The sequence below is a fragment of the Bradyrhizobium sp. LB8.2 genome (genome assembly GCF_040548035.1).
GTDB lineage: Bacteria > Pseudomonadota > Alphaproteobacteria > Rhizobiales > Xanthobacteraceae > Bradyrhizobium.
The window spans coordinates 212,448-232,587 of record NZ_JBEPQV010000008.1 but is presented as its reverse complement, the minus strand read 5'-3'; the positions used below and the strand labels follow the sequence as shown (position 1 = coordinate 232,587).

Sequence of the window (20,140 nt, the reverse complement as noted above, 5' to 3'; positions counted from 1 at the left end):
GGGTGTATCGAACCGGCACCGCAACCGCGATATCGCGGGACACAACCGCAACATATTTCCGTATTTTCGTCACGGCATTTGGTCACGCGGCCCAAGATGGGCTATGCTGACGGTTGCGTCGAGGACAACAATGAGACGTCGGGAGTAGGCGTGGGACACCACCGACAAGCGGGGCTGCATCCATGATGACGTTGCCGAGACTGGCGGCCGAGTCCCTCGAGAAGTTGCTCGGTACGTTCATGCGTCGCCGGTACGACGAGACGTCCGCAAGTATTGTCGAGAGCGCGACCCGCACCGCGATGGAATGCATCGGCAACAGCGATGCGCTCTATCACAATATCGAGCATACGATGCTGGTGACGCTGGTCGGCCATTCCATTCTCAGCGGCCGAAGTCTTCATACGCATCTGTCGGCCGCGGACTACGTCCATGTCCTGATCGCCTGCCTCGCCCACGACATCGGCTATGTGCGTGGCCTGTTCGAGGAGGATGACGCCGACGGCTTCGTGATCGATGCGGCCGACACCAAGATCTCGTTGCCGCGCGGTGCATCGGACGCGAGTTTGATGATGTATCACGTCGATCGTTCCAAGCTTTATGTAACGCGGCGGCTGCGGCATATTCCCGGGCTGGATCCGGAACGCATTGCCCGCGCCATTGAGGGCACGCGGTTTCCGGCCCAGGAAGGCCAGGACTATGACGACGAGGCCTCGATCCTGCGCGCTGCCGACTTCATCGGCCAGCTCGGCGACCCCAATTATCTGCGCAAGGCCAACGCGCTCTACTACGAGTTCGAGGAGGTCGGCATCAATCGTCAGCTCGGTTATGACTCGCCGGCCGACGTCGTGAACCGCTATCCGCAATTTTACTGGAACAGCGTCGCACCGCACATCCAGACCGAGATCGGCTATCTCAACAAGACCGAGATCGGCCGGCAGTGGATCGCCAATCTCTACAGCAACGTATTCCGGGCCGAGCGCGACATCTCGCTGTCCGGCCCGCAGAAGTAACGACCGGGTAGTCGGGCTAGCTCTTCGAGCGAGTCCGCAAGCCAATCATGCAGCAAAAAACAATCAGCACGGATATCCTCGACATCGCCTATCGCGAATACGGCGCGCCGGACGGCTGGCCTTGCATCATGGGCCACGGCTTTCCCTACGACGTGAATGCCTATGCCGAGACCGCGCCGATCATCGCGCAGGCGGGCGCGCGGGTGCTGGTGCCCTGGCTGCGCGGCTACGGACCGACGCGGTTCCGCTTTCCAGAGACGCTACGCTCCGGCGAGCAGGCGGCGCTTGGTGCCGATCTGCTGGTCTTCATGGATGCGCTCGGCATCAAGCGCGCGGTGGTCGGCGGTTATGACTGGGGCGGCCGCGCGGCCTGTGTAGTCTCGGTGCTGTATCCCGAGCGCGTGATCGGGCTGGTCTCCGGCAATTCCTACAACATCCAGAACATCGCCCGCGCCATGGAGCCGGCCTCACCGCCGGAGGAGGCGGCACTCTGGTATCAATATCTGTTCCACAACGAGCGCGGCCGCCGCGCGCTGGAGCGCAATCGGCGCGGCTTTGCGCGCCAGCTCTGGGCGATGTGGTCGCCGAAATGGACTTTCGACGACACGACGTTCGAGAACAGCGCAATCTCGTTCGACAACCCTGATTTCGTCGATGTCGTGATCCACTCCTATCGACATCGTTACGCGCTGGTCGCGGGCGATCCCGCATACGCCGCGATCGAGGCAAGGCTCGCAGGCCAGCCGCCGATCCGTGTCCCGACCATCGCGGTCGACGGCGACAGCGATGGCGTCAATTTCGGCACGGCGCATCACGCGCGCAAGTTCGAAGGCTTCTTCGAGCGGCGCGTGTTTACTGGGGCCGGTCACAACCTGCCGCAGGAGCGACCGGCCGAATGGGCGCAGGCCGTGCTTGATGTGCGGCAAGCGGCGTCATAGAGCCGGGTTTCTCGTCCCACTGTCTCGCCGCCTGCCAGCTTCCGATTTTTCCTGATTCCGGGAACCTTTTCCAATCGCAGCCGTCCAAGCTGTGGGGCCGCTTTCTGTATGCGGTTCGTTGCAGGGGAGGTTTTCGATGAAGACACAAACGCGCAGGCTGGAACGTGTCGCGGTCGCGCAGGCGCCGAGCGAACGGCCTGAGAGGGCCGAGGTCGAGCAGGCGATCCGCACCATGATCCGCTGGGCTGGCGACGATCCCGCGCGCGACGGTCTACGCGACACGCCGGACCGGGTCACGCGCGCCTTCGAGGAGTATTTCTCCGGTTATGCGCAGGATCCGACCGAAATTCTGCAAAAGACGTTCGAGGAGATCGAAGGCTATGACGAGATGATCGTCCTGCGCGGCGTTCGCTTCGAAAGCCATTGCGAGCACCACATGGCACCGATCGTCGGCCGCGCCTGGGTCGCATATATCCCGCAACGGCGCGTAGTCGGCATCTCCAAGCTCGCGCGTCTCGTCGACATCTACGCCAAACGGCTTCAGATCCAGGAGAAGATGACCGCGCAGATCGCCAACACGATCAATGACGTGCTGAGGCCCGAAGGCGTCGGGGTCATCATCAAGGCAACGCATCACTGCATGACCACGCGCGGCGCGCACAAGCCGGGGACCGATCTCGTCACCAGCCGCATGCTCGGCGTGTTCCGCGACAATGCGTTGACACGCCAGGAGCTGCTGGGGCTGGCCAATTCGGTCGATTGATCCGCGACAGTTCAAGGAGGCGACGCCATGACCGAGGACAAGAAGCCAAGCGGGCCCGACCTGTGCAGGGGCGTGTCGCTCGCCGAGTTCAAGGACGGCAAATTGCTCGGCCATGTCGGCGAGGAAGATGTCCTGCTGGTGCAGGCCGGCAGCGAGATCTTTGCGATCGAGCCGGCCTGCAGCCACTATCACGGTCCGCTCGCCGAAGGCCTGGTGGTTGCCGACACCATCCGCTGCCCTTGGCATCACGCCTGCTTCTCCTTGCGGTCAGGCGAGGCGACCCGTCCGCCGGCGCTGAATGCGCTGGCGGTGTGGGAGGTCTCGCGCGATCAGGACAAGATCATCGTTCAGCGCAAGCGCGAGATGCCGAAGGTTTCGGTGCCTCACCGTACAGCGCCAGCGCCGGAAAAATTCGTCATCATCGGCGGCGGCGCGGCGGCTTTCGCGGCGGCGCAGACGCTCCGCCGCGAGGGCTTTGCCGGCGCTATCACGATGCTCAGCAATGACAGCGCGATGCCGGTCGACCGGCCAAATCTCTCCAAGGATTATCTCGCGGGCAACGCTCCGGAGGATTGGCTGCCGCTGCGGGGCGAAGACTACTATCAGGACGCCGGCATCGACCTCAGACTCAGCACGAAAGTCTCCGCGATCGAGGCGAAGACGCGCGGCGTGACGCTGGGCAACGGCGACAGGCTGCCGTTCGACCGGCTGCTGCTCGCGACCGGCGCCGAGCCGGTCAGATTGCAGATTCCGGGTGCGGACCAGCCTCATGTCTACACCTTGCGCTCCGTCGCCGACAGCCGCGCCATCATCAAGGCGGCCGGCGGCGCCAAGCGTGCGCTGGTGATCGGCGCCAGCTTCATCGGCCTCGAAGTTGCCGCCTCCTTGCGAGCGCGCAAGATCGAGGTGCACGTGGTCGCGCCGGACGAACGGCCGATGCAGAAGGTGCTCGGTCCCGAGATGGGCGACTTCGTGCGCGCGCTGCATGAGGAGAATGGCGTCAACTTCCATCTCGAGGACACGGTGGAAAAGCTGGATGGCACGCGCGCCACGTTGAAGAGCGGCGGCGTGATCGAGGCCGAACTGGTCGTGGTCGGCATCGGCGTCAAGCCGCGCCTCGCGCTCGCCGAGCAGGCCGGGCTTGCGGCCGACCGGGGCGTCAGCGTGAGCGAATATCTGGAGACCAGCGTATCCGGCATCTTCGCGGCCGGCGACATCGCGCGCTGGCCCGATCCGCATTCGCGGCAAACCATCCGCGTCGAGCACTGGGTCGTGGCGGAGCGGCAGGGCCAGACCGCGGCGCGCAACATGCTCGGAAAGCGCGAGCGCTTCGACGCCGTGCCGTTCTTCTGGTCGCAGCACTATGACGTGCCGATCAACTACGTCGGCCACGCCGAGAGCTTCGACGACATCGCGATCGACGGCAGCATTTCCGGCAAAGACTGCCTGCTGAAGTACCGCAAGGGCGGCCGCGTCCTTGCGGTTGCTTCAATTTATCGCGATCTCGACAACCTCAAGGCCGAGCTGGAGATGGAGCGGACGCGCGGCTGAGGCGCCGCTTCCGATCTTGGTTTGCGTCAATGTATGCTGCCCGCGAGGGCTGCTGTGCTGGCTGTCGCCCCGGCGGCGCCACTAACCAGCAACTCGACGCAAGACCGCCTCGCGGAACTCCGCTGATCTGACGCGCTGACAGAAGCAGCACGCCGCGCCTGCCTGGCGCGGACGACCATCACCGGGGAGAAACCATGAAAGCCGCTTTTGTCCTGGCCGCAGCGCTGGCTGCCTGCCTGTCTGCGCCGGTCTCCGCACAAAAATCCTATGGTCCCGGCGTCACCGACACCGAGATCAAGATCGGCAACACCATGGCCTATAGCGGGCCTGCGTCGCCGCTCGGCATCACCGGCAGGGTGATCGCGGCCTATTTTGACGAGGTCAACGAGAAGGGCGGCGTCAACGGCCGCAAGCTCAATCTGCTGTCGCTCGACGACGCCTTCTCGCCGCCGAAGACCATGGAAGCGGCGCGGCGGCTGGTCGAGGGCGAGGGCGTCGCCTTCATCTTCGCGACCATGGGCACGGCCCCGAGCTCGGCGATCGCGAAATATCTCAACAGCAACAAGGTGCCGCAGCTATTTCTGATCAGCTCGGCCTCGAAGTGGAACGACCCCGCCAACATGCCCTGGTCGATGGCGCTGCCCTGGGCGCCCAACTACACCAGCGAAGCCGCGATCGACGTCGCCTATGCCCGGGCCAAGAACCCCAATGCGCGCTTCGCGGTGCTCTATCAGAACGATGACGCCGGCAAGGAATATCTGCGCGGCGTCAAGGAAGCGCTTGGCGCCGATGCAGACAAGGCGATCGCGATGGCGTCGAGCTTCGAGGTCGCCGACCCCACCGTCGACTCCCAGGTGCTGACGCTCGCCAACACCAAGGCCGACGTCTTCATGATCTATTCGGTGACGCCGCGCGCTTGCGCCCAGGCGATCCGCAAGGCGCATGAGGTGGGCTGGCAGGCGACGCGTTTCCTCGCCTCCGGCTGCGCCAACAAGGCAACCGTGATGGTGCCAGCCGGGCTCGACGCCGGCAAGGGCGTGCTCTCGCTCGGCTCGCTCAAGCCGTTCGTCGAGGTGCCGAAGGACGATCCGGCGATGACAGCCTATATCGACTTCATGAAGAAGCGCCTGCCCAATGCCGACGTCAACAATGTCGCCGGTCTCTACGGCTACACCGTCGCCGAGGCGCTGGTGGTGCTGCTCAAGCAGTGCAAGGACAATCTGACGCGCGAGAACATCATGGCGCAGGCGGCGAACCTGAAGAACGTGCCGCTGTCGCTGCTGATGCCCGGCATCACGCTCAACACCACGCCGCAGGATTTCCGCCCGATCAAGGACGGCTATATGCTCCAGTTCGACGGCAACGACTGGATCGTGGCGAGCGAGCTGTTGCGCGGCACGTGAGGCGGGCTGGCTATCGCGGTTGATGGCGGCGCATCCTTCGAGACGCCCGCTTTGGCGGGCTCCTCAGGATGAGGGCGGAGTGCGCGGCGGCAGGTTCAACAGGCGCGAATGCCGCTTAGCCTCACCCTGAGGAGACCGCAGAGCGGTCGTCACGAAGGGCGAAGCGTGCGCTCCACCTACCACGGAAGCAAAGTGCGATCACGTTCAGCGAACAGGAGAGCAAAATGGATTTCCACCACTCCGACCGTTCGCTGGAGCTGCAGGAGCGCGTCCGCCAGTTCATGCGGACGCATGTCGAGCCGGTCGAAGAGCTCTATTACGAGCAGGTGAAGCCGGAAGCGACGCGCTACAAGACGCCGCAAGTGTTGCAGGACCTGAAACGGCTGGCGCGCGAGCAGGGGCTCTGGAACCTGTTCCTCTCCGGCGAGCACGGACCAGGGCTGACAAATCTCGAATATGCGCCCGTGAAGGAGATCATGGGCCGCATCCTCTGGGCGCCCGAAATCTTCAACTGCTCGGCGCCCGATGTCGGCAACATGGAGGTGCTGGCAAATTACGGAACGCCCGCGCAGCAGGAGCGCTGGCTGAAGCCGCTGCTGGAAGGACGCATCCGCTCCGGCTTCTCGATGACGGAGCCGCAGGTCGCCTCCAGCGACGCCACCAACATCCAGTGCCAGATCAAGCGCGACGGCGGCGACTACGTCGTCAACGGCCGGAAGTGGTTCACGTCAGGCGCAATGAACGAGGATTGCGAGATCCTGATCGTGATGGGCAAGACCGCGCCCGACGATCCCGATCGTCATCGCCAGCAATCCATGATCCTGGTGCCGAAGGCGACGCCTGGCGTGCGCATCGTCCGGGACATGCTCACTTACGGCTACGACGACGCGCCGGTCGGCCACCCTGAGATCGTCTACGAGAACGTCCGTGTGCCCGCCGAGAACATCCTGCTTGGCGAAGGCCGCGGCTTCGAAATCGCGCAAGGTAGGCTCGGCCCCGGCCGCATCCATCATTGCATGCGACTGATCGGTTGCGCCCAGCGCGCGCTGGAATTGATGTGCCAGCGCGCAGTCTCCCGCACAGCCTTCGGCAAGCCGCTCGCCGAGCAGGGCTCGGTGCGCGAGGACATCGCACACTCCTTCTGCGAGATCGCGCAGGCGCGGCTCTTGACGCTGCAAGCCGCCGACAGGATGGACCGCGCAGGCAACAAGGCCGCGCGCGACCTGATCGCCGCGGCCAAGATCGTGGTGCCCGGCATGGCCGCCCGCGTCATCGACCGCTCCATCCAGATCCACGGCGCTGCCGGCGTCTCGCAGGATACGTTCCTCGCACGTGCTTACGTCTACGCCCGCTTCATCCGTATCGGCGACGGACCGGATCAGGTGCATCTGGCCGCGGTCGGCAAGGAGTTGATCAAGCGCGGCGGGGTGATCGGCGTAGGCTAGAACCTCCTGCTGCCGAACGACGATATGCGACGATAGGCAACGTCTCCTGCAATCTCGCGCTGTTGCGGTTTTCACGGAAGTCCCGCAATCCGCTTCTACCGCTGAGCACGTAAGACTCCGGAAGCCGAAATCCGTGACTCTCGGAGTCATGCTGCTGACGCAATTCCTGTCTTAGACGGCTACGACTAAAACACTGTGCGGGACCGATCTGGTTCCCACAAAGGTTCCGCAGCCGGGGTTGGCTCGAATCCGCAAAGAATTGGCGCAAGTTCGAAACGCCTCCGCGTTCGCTTGACCATGTTCTGCGGCATCGGGAACCGCACGATCCGGAAAATCAAAGGAGATCTGATGTTGTTCCGCTCGAGCGCCGCAATTTGCGGCGCCCTGGTTACGCTTGCCGTTTCCGTTACCGTTGCTCGAAGCGCAACAAGTGAGGTTCAGCCAAGCGCTGTGGTCGATGCCGCCTCTGGGGATGCGATCGTTGGCGCAGCATCCACGTATAATCCGTTCAAGCCCGGTAAGGAGGAAGGCGGCCCGAGCACAGCCTCCGGCGAGCGTTATGATCCCTCGGTATGGACGGCTGCGATCAAGACGAGCTTGCGTCGGAAATTTGGTGGGGTCCAATTCGGGGCGCGACCGAAATATGCTCTCGTCGAGGCCGTCGGCAAGAAGGTCATCGTCAAGATAAATGACGTGGGGCCGCTCAGGCCCGGCCGCATCATTGACCTCAATGAGCGGACGATGCGCCATTTCGATCCGAGCATGGAGCTTGGTGTCATTCCAGACGTCACGGTCAAGCCACTGTCCGGCGACGATTGGATTCCTGGGCCTGTTGGCTGAACGCTATACCCGAGGGAGGCACAGCACAGCCCTCCGGGATGGCGGAAAAGCTTCATACTAACCGCGCTTCCTTCGCGCGTCGTGATGGCGTAGCGCGTCGACGATCACCTTGAGTGCAGCCGAGTTCTGCCGCGAGGTCGGATAATAGACATAATAGCCATCGAACTTCGGCGACCAGTCGTCGAGCACGATGACGAGTTCGCCGGACCGGATGTGCTGCGCCACCATGTCTTCGGGGACATAGGCGATGCCGAAGCCCTTCACGGCGGCGTCGATCATCGCGCGCGACTCATTGAAGGTCACTTGTCCCTCGATGCGTACCCGCAAGTCAGAACCTTTCTTGGCGAACTCCCATACATAATGACCGCCCGCCGCCTCGCGACGTTTGATGCAGACGTGATCTAACAGATCTTGCGGATGCTTTGGTTTCGGGTGGTCTTTCAGATATCCGGGCGAGGCGACCGCGACGAGCCGCCAATCCGGGCCGATGCGCACCGCGATCATGTCTTTCTCGACACTCTCACCGAGGCGTATGCCTGCATCGAAACCGTCTTCGACGATGTTGCGGAAGGCCGTGTCGAGGCTGAACTCGACTTTGAGGTCTGGATATTTTTTCAGGGCCGGCGACAGCTTTGGCCAGACGACCGTTTCCAGCGCATGGTCGGAGAGCGTGATCCGGACCGTCCCCGACGGCTTGTCGCGCAGGGACATCAGCGCCGCGATATCGCGCTCGATCTCTTCGATGCGGGGCGCAACCGAGGCCTGAAGTCGCTCGCCCGCCTCGGTCAGGCCGACGCTGCGGGTCGTGCGCGTGAGAAGCCGCAGGCCCATCTGCGATTCCAGGCGCTTGATCGTATGGCTGAGCGTCGACTGCACGACGCCCAGTTTCGCGGCGGCTTTCGTAAAGCTGCGCTCGCGGGCGACGGCTACGAAAGCCAGCAGATCGTTGAAATCCTGGCTTGCCATGGCTGCGAATATTCATGGCCCCCATCGATCAATGCAAGCAAATTATATCGTCTAATCGAATGCCGGCGGGGCCTCTATCTGTTGTCAGGAACAGCGCCTGCCTGGGCGCCTCTCGACATATGGATGCCCGATGGACGTCACAACCGATCAGAACACAACGCAGCCAATGGCCGCATGGAGTGCGGTTTTCGCGCTGTCGCTTTGCGCCTCGACGCTCGTCGCGTCCGAGTTCATGCCCGTCAGCCTGCTTACGCCGATCGCCAGCGGCCTTCACCTGACGGAAGGACAGGCAGGACAGGCCATTTCCGTTTCCGGGCTGTTCGCCGTTCTGGCCAGTCTGTTCATCTCGGCGGCGACGGCTGGGTTCGATCGTCGCTCGCTATTGCTGTGGCTGACCGGCTTGATGCTGGTATCTGGCGTCATCGTAGCCTTCGCTCCCAATTATCCCGTCTTCATCGCCGGACGGGCGCTTGTCGGGATCACGATCGGCGGTTTCTGGTCGCTGTCGGCCGCGACGATGATCCGCTTGGTCCCGACCACCGACGTGCCGCGCGCTCTTGCGGTTCTCAATGGCGGCAATGCGCTCGCGACCACGATTGCTGCGCCGCTCGGCAGCTTTCTCGGCCAATACATCGGCTGGCGCGGCGCGTTCTTCTGTGTTGTTCCCGTCGCCGCGCTTATTTTTGTCTGGCAGTTCCTCACGCTGCCTGCGATGCCGAGCCGGGAGCGGGCCAGCGTGGCGGCAGCGTTCAAGGTCTTGCGCCACCCGCGCGTGCCTTACGGCATGCTCGCAGCCGCGCTGTTCTTCCTCGGACAGTTCGCACTCTTCACGTATTTGCGGCCGTTCCTCGAAACGGTGACGCGCGTCGATGTCACGACGATCTCGGCGCTCCTGCTCCTCATGGGGGTTGCGGGTCTCATCGGGACATCGATCATCGGGTTCGTCATCCGCGAACGTCTCTACATGTCCCTCATTATCATGCCGTTCGCGATGGCTCTGATAGCCGTCGCAGTGACGGCATTCGGTTCGTCACCGATTGCAATTGCCCCGCTGATGTTCCTGTGGGGCTTCATCGGGACGGCCGCGCCCGTGGGTTGGTGGACGTGGGTCAGCAAGGCTTTGCCCAATGATGCCGAAGCAGGCGGCGGCCTGATGGTCGCGGTGGTGCAACTGGCCATCACCACGGGAGCGGCGGGCGGCGGCGTTCTCTTCGACTACAGCGGCTATCAAAGCACCTTTCTGTTCAGCGCCGTCATCCTTGCTCTCTCATCGTCCGTCATTTTGGTCGAAGCCCTGCGTCGCAAGGCAACAGCCGACGCTCGATTCGCTGCTTGCGGGTCGGCGAGCCCGGCCTTGTGACGCAGCCTCGCCGACACGCCGAAAAGGAGACCACCAGACAGCAGCCCAGGCCGGGAACATCACGAAGATTTATATTTCCGAAGTGTATCCTGGAGCGGCTGAGCGCGTTGTGCGACAGCGACTTGACCGGCCCGCGATTGCGAGATCCAAATGCAGAATAGTGATGAGGTGCTCAGCAAAGTTCCTGAGGTCACACTTGGATTTTGGATCATCAAGATCCTTGCCACGACGCTCGGCGAAACCGGCGGTGACTTGGTTACGATGGGCTGGCTGCACGCTGACCAAAATGCTCAAAATGGCGGCTATTTGATCGGCACGGCCATCTTCTTTGCCGTGTTTGTTGCGGCAGTGATTGTGCAAATTTCGATGAGGCGGTTCAACGCCTGGATTTATTGGCTGGCCATTGTGGCCTCGACGACGGTTGGCACGGCGATGGCCGACCTTTTTGATCGCTCGTTGGGTGTCGGCTACACGGGAGGCTCGTCTATTTTGTTAGCCTGCGTATTGTGCTCGCTCGCCGCTTGGTATCTTGCCCTCGGCTCGGTGAATGTTCAGACGGTGGCCACGCCGAAGGTGGAAGCCTTCTATTGGATGACAATCACGTTTTCCCAGACGCTCGGCACAGCGCTTGGTGATTGGGTCGCGGATGCGGGACTTGGATACGAAGGTGGCGCACTTGTGTTTGGCGCTGGACTGGCTGTCCTTGTCGCTGCCTACTACTGGACCAACATCTCCCACGTGGTTCTGTTCTGGGCGGCCTTTATTCTCACCCGACCTCTCGGTGCGACGGTCGGAGACTTCCTCGATAAGCCGGTAAGCCAGGGTGGGCTTCATCTAAGCCGGCCCTTTGCCTCAGCGGTGTTGGCTGCGTGTATCCTCGCGTGCCTGCTGTTGCTGCCTCAGAGAGCGGGAAGGCATCCAGCGGCGACTGCAAGTTCCACATGACTCTGGCGAGGACACAGCAGTTGCTGATGTCTCCAGCTTCGCCTCGTGGCCCAACTCTTCTATCGATTGGCATGCATCTTCGAAGGATGCGGGTAAGGGATGCTCTCGCTGGCTGACCGGATCAAGGGTGCCGCCCTAGTCCCGGAGGCGTGCAGGATTGAACGGATGGTTCGAGCAGGACTGCATGATGCCATCCTGCCGGTGTTTTGCCCGACGAGTCAAACGGCTTCGTAAAATCCGCAATGCGTCGCGGAGGCCGCCAAGTCATTGATATCGCTATCCCCGGCTACTGTGCATGGGGTTGTTTTCGCGTTTTTTGGTGAAGCGACCCCACCGCCGGCTCATCTGGCGGTGGACGCGCCGTCATCCCGCCTTTGCGATACCGCTGTCCGCCGCTCCCGACCGCAAATTCCGGAAGAACTTCTCCACCTCGCGTGACAGCGTGTCCGCGGTTGCGGTCAGGCTGCTCGCCGCCGTGAGCACCGAGGACGCCGCCGTATCGGTCTCGCCGATGGCGTCGCGGAGCGAGGTGATGTTGGCGACGAGGGTTTCGTTGCCCTGGGCAGCCGACTGCGCGTTGGACGAGATCTCGCGCGTGGCGGCGTCCTGCTGGCCGATGGCGCCGGCGATTGCCGAGGTGACGTCGTTGATCTCGCGGACCGCGCCGCCGATCTCGCGCACGGCCTCGACCGCGTTGCGGGTGGAAGACTGGATCATCGAGACGTTCTCGCTGATATCGGCGGTCGCTTTCGCGGTCTGGCCGGCCAGCGCCTTCACTTCGTGTGCGACAACGGCAAAGCCGCGGCCGGCGTCGCCCGCACGGGCGGCTTCGATGGTCGCGTTGAGCGCGAGCAGATTGGTCTGCTCGGCGATCGCCTGGATCAGGCTGAGCACACCGTCGATGCGTTGCGTGGCAGCCGCCAGGCTCTCGATCTCGGCGATTGATTTCTCGGTGCGCTGGCCGGTCTGCTCGACAGCGCTGGCCGACTGCCGCACCTGCCGGCCGATCTCCACCACCGACGCCGACAGCTCCTCGGCCGCACCCGCGACCGCCGTGACGTTGTGGGAGGCCTGCTCGGTGGCGTTCGCCGCCGTGCCGGCGCGGCTGCTCGCATCCGCGGTGACGCGGGTGATGGTCTGCGCCGTCTCGCGCATGACGGAGGCGCTGTCGCTGAGGCCGCGCATGATCGCGCCGATCGCCTCGCGAAAAATGTCGACGGATTGCTCGATATGGCGGGCGCGCTCCTCGCGCGCAGCGGAGTCCTGCGAGACCTGCGAGGCGAGGTTGCGGTTGCGCCCCATCGCGTCCTGGAAGATCTGGATCGCGCGTGCCAGCGCGCCGATCTCGTCGGCGCGGTCGGAGTGCGGCACCACGACGTTCTCGGCGCCGTCTGCGACCTGCTTGATGGTCGCGGTGATGGCGGAGAGGGGACGGGCGATCGAGCGGGCGATGATGACGATGCCGATCACGACCAGCGCCAGCGCCACGCCGCCGAGGCAGGTCAGGACGAGCGAGAGGATGCGATTGGTCTCGGTCTCATGCGCGATCTGCCTGCCGCGCTCAGCATAGACCTTGGACAGCGCCTCGAGATCCTTGTTCAGAGCCGAGCGCACGGCGCGGTTGGCGTCGTTGTCGCCCCATTCGCGGCCCGCGGCCGCATTGATCTCGACGCCGCGCCGCACCAGCTCCTTGCGGAATTCGACGAACTGCTCGATGCGCTTCTTGAAGGTGGCGAACTGTTCTGCATCGTCAGCCCGGACGATGGTTTCCCAGCGTTTCACGACGTCGAGGATCTGGGCGTTGAACTTGAGCAGGCCCTCGCCGTATTTCTTGACGACGGCAGGCTCCGTCGACATATAGACGCCGCGCGATTCCATCACGACCGCATAGACCAGCGAGTTGACCCGCTCGACGTTGAGCGCGGCGGCGTTCGCGGTCTCGATCGCGCTGGTCAGGTCGGCGCCGCGGCGGCTGTTGTAGTCGGACAGCATCGCGATCGCCGCCGTCAGCAGCGCGAACAGCGCGAAGATTGCGTGCAGCTTGTTGGCAAGCGTGAAGCGGCCTGCCAGGCCGGCGGCATTCCCAGATTGGTTGATGGTCATGATGTTCAAGGGCCCTGAATGGCCGGGAGCGGCCGGGAGAGCGCGGTCGTACAAAATTGATGCAAAACTATGCAGAATGAAGATGGACGCTGCGTTAACGCGGGATTTGCCCCCGTCTTCGCCCTTGGTCGAAAGAAAGGTAAGATATTTCAGCGTCTTGATCTGGAGGCATAGTCTTGGGTTCGTGATAGTCTTGGGATCGTGCTGGACTCGGTCACTGGCCGACGAACACCCGGAGAGACCCTTGGTCTACCGCCACACCATCGACGCCACGACCTACACGTTCCCGGATTTGCGCGACCTGCTCGCCAAAGCGACCCCGCCGCGCTCCGGCGACCGGCTGGCCGGGATTGCCGCCGCCAGCGCCGAGCAGATGATCGCGGCGCGGATGGCGCTCGCCGACGTCCCGCTCGGGCAGTTCTTGCAGGAAGCCGTCGTCCCCTATGAAGCCGACGAGGTCACCCGCCTCGTCATCGACTACCACGACGCCAGGGCCTTCGCGCCGGTGGCCTCGTTGACCGTCGGCGCCTTCCGCGACTGGCTGCTGTCGGATGCCGCGACGCCAGAAATCCTGCGCAAGCTGGCGCCCGGTATCACGCCGGAGATGGCGGCCGCGGTCTCAAAGCTGATGCGCAACCAGGATCTGATCCTGGCGGCGCGAAAATGCGAGGTCACCACCGCGTTCCGCAACACCATCGGCCTGAGGGGCCGGATGAGCACCCGGCTCCAGCCCAACCATCCCTTTGACGACGCCAGGGGCATCACCGCCTCGATCCTCGACGGCATCCTGCTCGGCGCCGGCGATGCCTGCATCGGCATCAACCCGGCGAGCGACGACCCGGCTGTGATCGGCCAATTGCTGCGGCTGCTCGACGAGATCATCGCGCGGCTGAAAATCCCGACCCAGGCTTGCGTGCTGACCCATGTCACCACGACGCTATCGCTGATCGGGCAGGGTGCGCCGGTCGACCTCGTCTTCCAGTCGGTCGCCGGCACCGAAGCTGCCAACCGCAGTTTTGGTGTCGACCTCGCGCTGTTGAAGGAGGCGCAGGACGCCGGGCTGTCGCAGAAGCGCGGCACGGTCGGGCAGAACGTGATGTATTTCGAGACCGGGCAGGGCTCGGCGCTGTCGGCCAATGCCCATCACGGCGTCGACCAGCAGACCTGCGAGGCCCGCGCCTATGCGGTCGCCCGCGCCTTTGCGCCCCTCCTGGTCAACAGCGTGGTCGGCTTCATCGGCCCGGAATATCTCTACGACGGCAAGGAAATCATCCGGGCGGGGCTGGAGGATCACTTTTGCGGCAAGCTGCTCGGCCTGCCGCTGGGGATCGACATCTGCTACACTAACCATGCCGAGGCGGACCAGGACGACATGGACAATCTGCTGACGCTGCTCGCGGCCGCCGGCGTCACCTTCATCATGGGCGTCCCCGGCGCCGATGACGTCATGCTGAACTATCAGTCCACGTCTTTTCACGACGCGCTCTACGTCCGCGACGTCTTCGGACTGCGTCGTGCGCCGGAATTCGACGACTGGCTGGCGCAGTCGGGCATTGTGGGCGCTGACTTCCGGCTTGCCGGCGATGCTGGCCTGCTGCCCGATTTTGCCTCCCGGCTGATCGCGTGACGCGGCGGAAGCACCCGGCGGCTTGAGGAAACCATTGGTCCCTCCGGGAATTATGCTCATGCCACAATATTGAGAAATTCCGGCGACAGCATTACGCTATACGTCGGGCTGGCAATTTCCGCAGCTATGTCAAGCGTGGCGGGGGAGCTTTGATGCGAGCTGAAAGTAACGGTACCTCCCGGCGAATTCTCTGCGTGTTTCCGCGATACACATCGTCGTTCGGAACGTTCGAGCATTCCTATCCCCTGACGGATGGCGTCCGCGCCTTCATGCCGCCGCAGGGGCTTTTGCTGCTCGCGGCCTATCTACCCAGGGAATGGCAGGTCAAATTCGTTGACGAGAACCTTCGCCGCACGACGAAGGAGGAGTTCGAATGGGCGGAGGCGGTCTTCGTCAGCGGCATGCACATCCAGCGCCAGCACATGAACGATATCTGCCGGCGCGCCCATGAATACGACTTGCCGGTCGCGCTCGGCGGTCCCTCGGTCAGCGCCTGTCCGGACTATTATCCGTCGTTCGACTATCTCCATGTCGGCGAACTCGGCGACGCCACCAACCAGCTGTTCGAGATCCTGTCGCGCGACATCTCGCGTCCCGAGGCCCAGGTGGTGTTGACCACCAAGGACCGTGTGCCGATGACGGAGTTTCCGATCCCGGCCTACGAGCTCGCCGACGTGAAGAAATACTTTCTCGGCAGCATCCAGTATTCCAGCGGCTGTCCCTATCAGTGCGAATTCTGCGACATCCCCGGGCTCTACGGCCGCAACCCGCGCCTCAAATCGCCCGAGCAGATCATCGCCGAGCTCGACCGACTGCGCGAATGCGGCATGACCGACACGGTCTATTTTGTCGACGACAATTTCATCGGCAACCGCAAGGCGGCGCTGGACCTCTTGCCGCACCTGATCGAATGGCAGAAGAGGACCGGCTACGTGGTGCGGCTCGCCTGCGAGGCGACGCTCAATATCGCCAAGCGGCCCGAAATCCTCGAGAAGATGCGCGAGGCCTATTTCGTCACCATCTTCTGCGGCATCGAGACGCCCGACCCCGATGCGCTGAAGGCGATGCACAAGGACCACAACATGATGGTCCCGATCCTCGAGGGCGTGCAGACCATCAACTCCTACGGCATGGAGGTCGTGTCCGGCATCATCATGGGGCTCGACACTGACAAGCCGAACACGTCCGAGGTGCTGCTCGACTTCGTCGAGGAGTCCCAGATTCCGCTTCTCACCATCAATCTGCTTCAGGCGCTGCCGAAGACGCCGCTGTGGGACCGCCTGGAGCGCGAGGGACGCCTGGTCGAGGACGACGGCCGCGATTCCAATGTCAACTTCCTGTTGCCCTATGACGACGTCGTCGCATCCTGGAAGCACGCCATGGCCGTCGCCTACGAGCCCGAGAAGGTCTACGCGCGCTTCCAATATCAATGCGACCACGTTTACGTGCACCGCCTGAAGGTGCCGACGCCGGACGAGATGAAGACCTGGCCCAACATCAGGCGCGGCCTCGTCATGCTGCGAAATATCTTCTGGAAGGTCGGCGTGCTCGGCGACTACAAGCGCGTGTTCTGGAAGTTCGCGCTGGGGCGCATCAAGCGCGGCGATCTCGAAGGCCTGATCGGCTGCACCCTGATTGCGCATCATCTCATCACCTTCGCGCGTGAAGCATCGAGCGGCGAGACGAATGCGTCGAACTATTCGCTGCGGCTGCGCGAGGCTTCCGTTCCCGCCGAATGACGCAACATGTCTGACCCGGCCATTCCGCGCCGCCCGACCCTCGATCTGCGGTCGCTCACGCCTGCGCGCGTCGCACTCGGGCGCAGCGGCGCGAGCGTGCCGACGCGCGCGCTGCTCGACTTCACGCTGGACCATGCCCGTGCCCGCGATGCCGTGCATGCCGCCTTCGACGCGCCGCGACTGGTCGCCGATCTCCGCGCGCTTGGCCTCGTCGCCACCGAGGCACGGAGCCGGGCGGTCGAGCGCAGGGACTATTTGCGGCGTCCCGATCTGGGCAGGCAGCTCGATGCCGGATCAGTCGAGGCTCTGACGCGAAGTGCCTCGGGGCCGTGCCCACTTGTGGTCGTGATCGGCGACGGCCTGTCGGCGGCAGCGGTCCACGCCCATGCGGCCGCGCTGATGACACGTCTGGTGCGGCTGCTCGCAGCCGACGATGATGTCGCGATCGGCCATGTCGTCGTCGCCTCAGGCGTGCGCGTCGCGCTCGGCGACGAGATCGGTGCCATTCTCGGTGCGCGCATGGTCCTGACGCTGATCGGCGAGAGGCCGGGCCTGTCGGCGCCCGACAGCCTCGGCGCCTATCTGACTTTCGCACCGAAGCCGGGCCGCACCGATGCCGAGCGCAATTGCGTGTCGAACATCCACAAGGCGGGTTTGAGCTATGACGAGGCTGCTTTCAAGATCGCCTGGCTGGTTCGCGAAGGGCTGGCCCGGGAGGTCACCGGCGTGGCGCTGAAAGACGAGAGCGCGGACCGCGCGCCGCGTCGAATTGGCATGGCTTTGCCCTTATGACGGGCATTACGGCAAAATCGCCACATCTTGATCGATTTGGCCACACTTCGCCTGCTTGCGAGAAGGGTGATTGTCCTGCTAAACCCCTCGCGGCGATTTTCCGCGCATTTTCAAAGGCAAGCCTCCCATTGGTATGGCATTTTCAAGCCGTTCGCGGGGCGCAACAAGCTCACAGACCGAGCCGATTTAGGAACTGGACAAGGCATGCTCGAAAAGCACCGTGAGAATGAGGTTCATGTCGAGAAGGTCGAGCAGGGACCTGCGTCCTCGATCGCCTTCGGGCTTGAGCGCATCGGGCTGATCGCCGTCCGGGCACCGATCGTTTCCTGCATCGTCCTGCTCGTGCTTATCATCGGCGCCGTGTTCGGCATTCACCGGATCAAGATCGACGATTCGCTGTCGCAGCTCTTCCGCTCCAATTCCCGCGAATTCCACCAGTATGAAGAGGTGACCAAGAAGTTCCCGGCCGAGGAGTTCGACGTCCTCGTCGTGGTCGAGGGCAAGACCCTGCTGGCGCGGAAAAACCTCGAGAAGCTGCGCGACTTCGTCACCGACATGCAATTGGTCGAGGGCACGCGCGGCCTGGTCTCGCTGTTCTCCGCGCGTCAGGCGCCGGCGCCGGGCAAGCTGCCGGCCGCGCTGTTCCCGGCCGACCTGCCTGAAGGCGAGGCCTATGACAAGTTCATCGAGACCGTCAAAAACAACGAGATCATTCGCGGCAAGCTGTTGTCGGAGGACGGCACGCTGGCGCTGATCGTGCTTTCGCTCGATCCGGAGGTGGTCGCCTCCAACAAGCTGACCAAGACCGTCGCCGACATCCGCGCGCTGATGAAGGAAGACCTCAGCGACACCGGGCTCAACGTGCAGCTCTCCGGCGTGCCGGTCATGCAGCTCGAGATCCGCAACGCGGTCGAGCGCGACGGACTCACCTACAACATCCTGGGCATTCTCGCCGGCTGCGTCATCGCCATCATCTTCTTCCGCAAGGTTTCGTTCATGGTGGCGGCGGCGTTCCCGCCGATGATCGCGATCCTGCTGGCGCTCGGCGCGCTCGGCTGGGCCAATTTCAATCTCAACATGTTCCTGAACGTGATGACGCCGCTCATCATGGTCATCAGCTTCTCCGATTCGATGCAGCTCACCTTCGCGGCGCGCGACCGGCTGATCGCAGGTCAGGACAAGTATACCGCGTTCAAGAACGCGGTGCTGGTGGTGGGGCCGGCCTGCGTGCTGACGCACGGCACCGCCGGCATTTCGTTCATTGCGCTCCAGTTCTCCGACTCCGACCTGATCCGCAAATTCGGCGAGGCGGGTCTCGCCGCAACCATGATCGCTCTGGTCGCGGTGCTGTCACTGGTGCCGGTGTTCGGCGTACTGCTGGTGCGCAACGAGCAGACGTTCGCGACCAAATTCCAGAGTGCCGATGCGGGTGTGCAGGCACTGCGCAATTTCTGCTACTGGATCGCGGTGCGCATGGTGGGCCGCCCCGGCCTGTTCAGTCTGATCGCGGTGGTGTTCGTCGCCGGCCTCGGCGTCATCTACGCCAATCTGGAGCCGCGCTACCGGCTCGCCGACCAGGTGCCGGACAAGCGCCAGGCCGTCGCCGCCAGCGACCGGCTCGATGCCAAGCTCACCGGCGCCAACCCGATCAACGTGCTGATCAAGTTCCCCAAGGATGAAACGCTCTATTCGCCGGAGACGCTGCAAACAATCGCGGACGTGCACGCGACCGTGGAGAAGGCGGCTGGTGTCGGCAACGTCTGGTCGGTCGAGACTCTGCGCCGCTGGCTTGCGGACAAGGCCGGCACCGCCGACGTCGCGACGCTGAAGGAATATGTCAGCGTCATTCCTGAGCATCTGGTGCGGCGTTTCATCGATGCCCAACAGGATGCGGTCTTGGTGGCCGGCCGCGTGCCGGACAAGGATTCCAGCCAGCTCCTGCCGATTGTCGACAAGCTCGATTCCGAGCTCGACGCCGTTCGCAAGAAGCACCCCGGCTACGAGGTGGCGGTGACGGGTCTTGCCGCGATCGCGGCGCGCAACTCGGCCGGCATGATCGAGAAGCTGAATCGCGGGCTCACCGTCGAATTCGCGCTGGTCGCGATCTTCATCGGCCTCGCCTTCCGCTCCTGGGTCGTGATGTTCGCCTGCATCCTGCCGGGCATCTTCCCGGTGGTGATGTCGGGAACGGTGCTGTGGGCAATGGACGAGGGCCTGCAATTCGCCAGTGTCGTGGCGCTGACCGTCTCGTTCGGCCTGGGGCTGAGCGCAACCATCCACTTCCTCAACCGCCTCAGGCTCGAGAGCAAGCCGGGCGTCGGTTCGGCGCTCGCGGTGGAGCGCGCGACCGTGCTGGTCGGCCCGGCGCTGATCTTGACGACGCTGGTGCTGGCCTGCGGCCTCGTCGTCACCGTGTTCTCGGACCTGCCGTCGCTGCGGCTGTTCGGCTGGCTCAGCGCCTTCTCGATGGTCATGGCCCTCGTCGCCGATCTCTTCATCCTGCGGCCGACGGCGATGTGGCTGATCAATCTGCACGCCAAGCTTCAGGGCGCTGACAAGCGCGCGATCTGAATCGATCGCGACGAACGATCGACCATATTCTGATAAAAGAAAAACCCCTGGCTCGCGAAAGCCAGGGGTTTGTTTTGATCTGAAGTC

15 protein-coding genes are annotated in these 20,140 nt (G+C 63.5%); 13 read left to right on the top strand and 2 right to left on the bottom strand.

Annotated features, from left to right (window positions below; translation table 11 throughout):
• The first annotated feature begins 182 nt into the window (after positions 1-182).
• From ABIB06_RS13240 to ABIB06_RS13210, 7 genes are all read left to right on the top strand, one after another.
• On the top strand, positions 183-1,010 hold the full coding sequence (locus ABIB06_RS13240; RefSeq protein WP_247349826.1) for a metal-dependent phosphohydrolase: 828 nt from the start codon (positions 183-185) through the stop codon (positions 1,008-1,010).
• Between the two features lie 47 nt (positions 1,011-1,057).
• Positions 1,058-1,948: an alpha/beta fold hydrolase gene (locus ABIB06_RS13235; protein ID WP_354047024.1), complete on the top strand. Its 891-nt coding sequence runs from the start codon at positions 1,058-1,060 to the stop codon at positions 1,946-1,948.
• 136 nt (positions 1,949-2,084) lie between these two features.
• The gene (gene folE / locus ABIB06_RS13230) at positions 2,085-2,711 is read left to right on the top strand and encodes a GTP cyclohydrolase I FolE (protein ID WP_247447292.1); all 627 of its coding nucleotides are present in this window, start codon (positions 2,085-2,087) and stop codon (positions 2,709-2,711) included.
• Positions 2,712-2,738: 27 nt separating this feature from the next.
• The gene (locus tag ABIB06_RS13225; RefSeq protein WP_354047026.1) at positions 2,739-4,262 is read left to right on the top strand and encodes an FAD-dependent oxidoreductase; all 1,524 of its coding nucleotides are present in this window, start codon (positions 2,739-2,741) and stop codon (positions 4,260-4,262) included.
• A gap of 194 nt (positions 4,263-4,456) precedes the next feature.
• Positions 4,457-5,665, top strand: coding sequence for an ABC transporter substrate-binding protein (locus tag ABIB06_RS13220; protein WP_354047028.1), 1,209 nt, complete (start codon positions 4,457-4,459; stop codon positions 5,663-5,665).
• Between the two features lie 224 nt (positions 5,666-5,889).
• A complete protein-coding gene (locus ABIB06_RS13215; protein WP_354047030.1) occupies positions 5,890-7,110 on the top strand; it encodes an acyl-CoA dehydrogenase family protein in 1,221 nt (406 codons plus the stop codon).
• Between the two features lie 348 nt (positions 7,111-7,458).
• The gene (locus ABIB06_RS13210; RefSeq protein WP_354047326.1) at positions 7,459-7,950 is read left to right on the top strand and encodes a septal ring lytic transglycosylase RlpA family protein; all 492 of its coding nucleotides are present in this window, start codon (positions 7,459-7,461) and stop codon (positions 7,948-7,950) included.
• Positions 7,951-8,007: 57 nt separating this feature from the next.
• On the opposite strand, the gene ABIB06_RS13205 is transcribed toward ABIB06_RS13210, so the two are convergent.
• Positions 8,008-8,916, bottom strand: coding sequence for a LysR family transcriptional regulator (locus ABIB06_RS13205; RefSeq protein ID WP_354047032.1), 909 nt, complete (start codon positions 8,914-8,916; stop codon positions 8,008-8,010).
• A 130-nt stretch (positions 8,917-9,046) separates the two neighbouring features.
• Between ABIB06_RS13205 and ABIB06_RS13200 the strand changes: the two genes are divergently transcribed.
• Positions 9,047-10,276, top strand: coding sequence for an MFS transporter (locus ABIB06_RS13200; RefSeq protein WP_354047034.1), 1,230 nt, complete (start codon positions 9,047-9,049; stop codon positions 10,274-10,276).
• 150 nt (positions 10,277-10,426) lie between these two features.
• Positions 10,427-11,221 (top strand): COG4705 family protein, encoded by a 795-nt coding sequence (locus ABIB06_RS13195; protein ID WP_247349836.1) that lies wholly within the window; start codon positions 10,427-10,429, stop codon positions 11,219-11,221.
• Between the two features lie 363 nt (positions 11,222-11,584).
• On the opposite strand, the gene ABIB06_RS13190 is transcribed toward ABIB06_RS13195, so the two are convergent.
• Positions 11,585-13,324 carry a methyl-accepting chemotaxis protein gene (locus ABIB06_RS13190; protein WP_354047036.1) on the bottom strand — a complete coding sequence of 580 codons (1,740 nt, stop codon included), beginning with the start codon at positions 13,322-13,324 and terminating at the stop codon, positions 11,585-11,587.
• A 244-nt stretch (positions 13,325-13,568) separates the two neighbouring features.
• On the opposite strand from ABIB06_RS13190, the gene ABIB06_RS13185 reads away from it, so the two are divergent.
• From ABIB06_RS13185 to ABIB06_RS13170, 4 genes are all read left to right on the top strand, one after another.
• Positions 13,569-14,951, top strand: coding sequence for an ethanolamine ammonia-lyase subunit EutB (locus tag ABIB06_RS13185; RefSeq protein WP_354047038.1), 1,383 nt, complete (start codon positions 13,569-13,571; stop codon positions 14,949-14,951).
• Positions 14,952-15,103: 152 nt separating this feature from the next.
• A complete protein-coding gene (locus ABIB06_RS13180; protein WP_354047040.1) occupies positions 15,104-16,690 on the top strand; it encodes a B12-binding domain-containing radical SAM protein in 1,587 nt (528 codons plus the stop codon).
• A gap of 6 nt (positions 16,691-16,696) precedes the next feature.
• On the top strand, positions 16,697-17,482 hold the full coding sequence (gene eutC, locus ABIB06_RS13175; protein ID WP_354047042.1) for an ethanolamine ammonia-lyase subunit EutC: 786 nt from the start codon (positions 16,697-16,699) through the stop codon (positions 17,480-17,482).
• Between the two features lie 204 nt (positions 17,483-17,686).
• Entirely contained in the window at positions 17,687-20,053 is a 2,367-nt protein-coding gene (locus ABIB06_RS13170) for an efflux RND transporter permease subunit (protein WP_247349841.1), read from the top strand.
• The last annotated feature ends 87 nt before the right edge of the window (positions 20,054-20,140 follow it).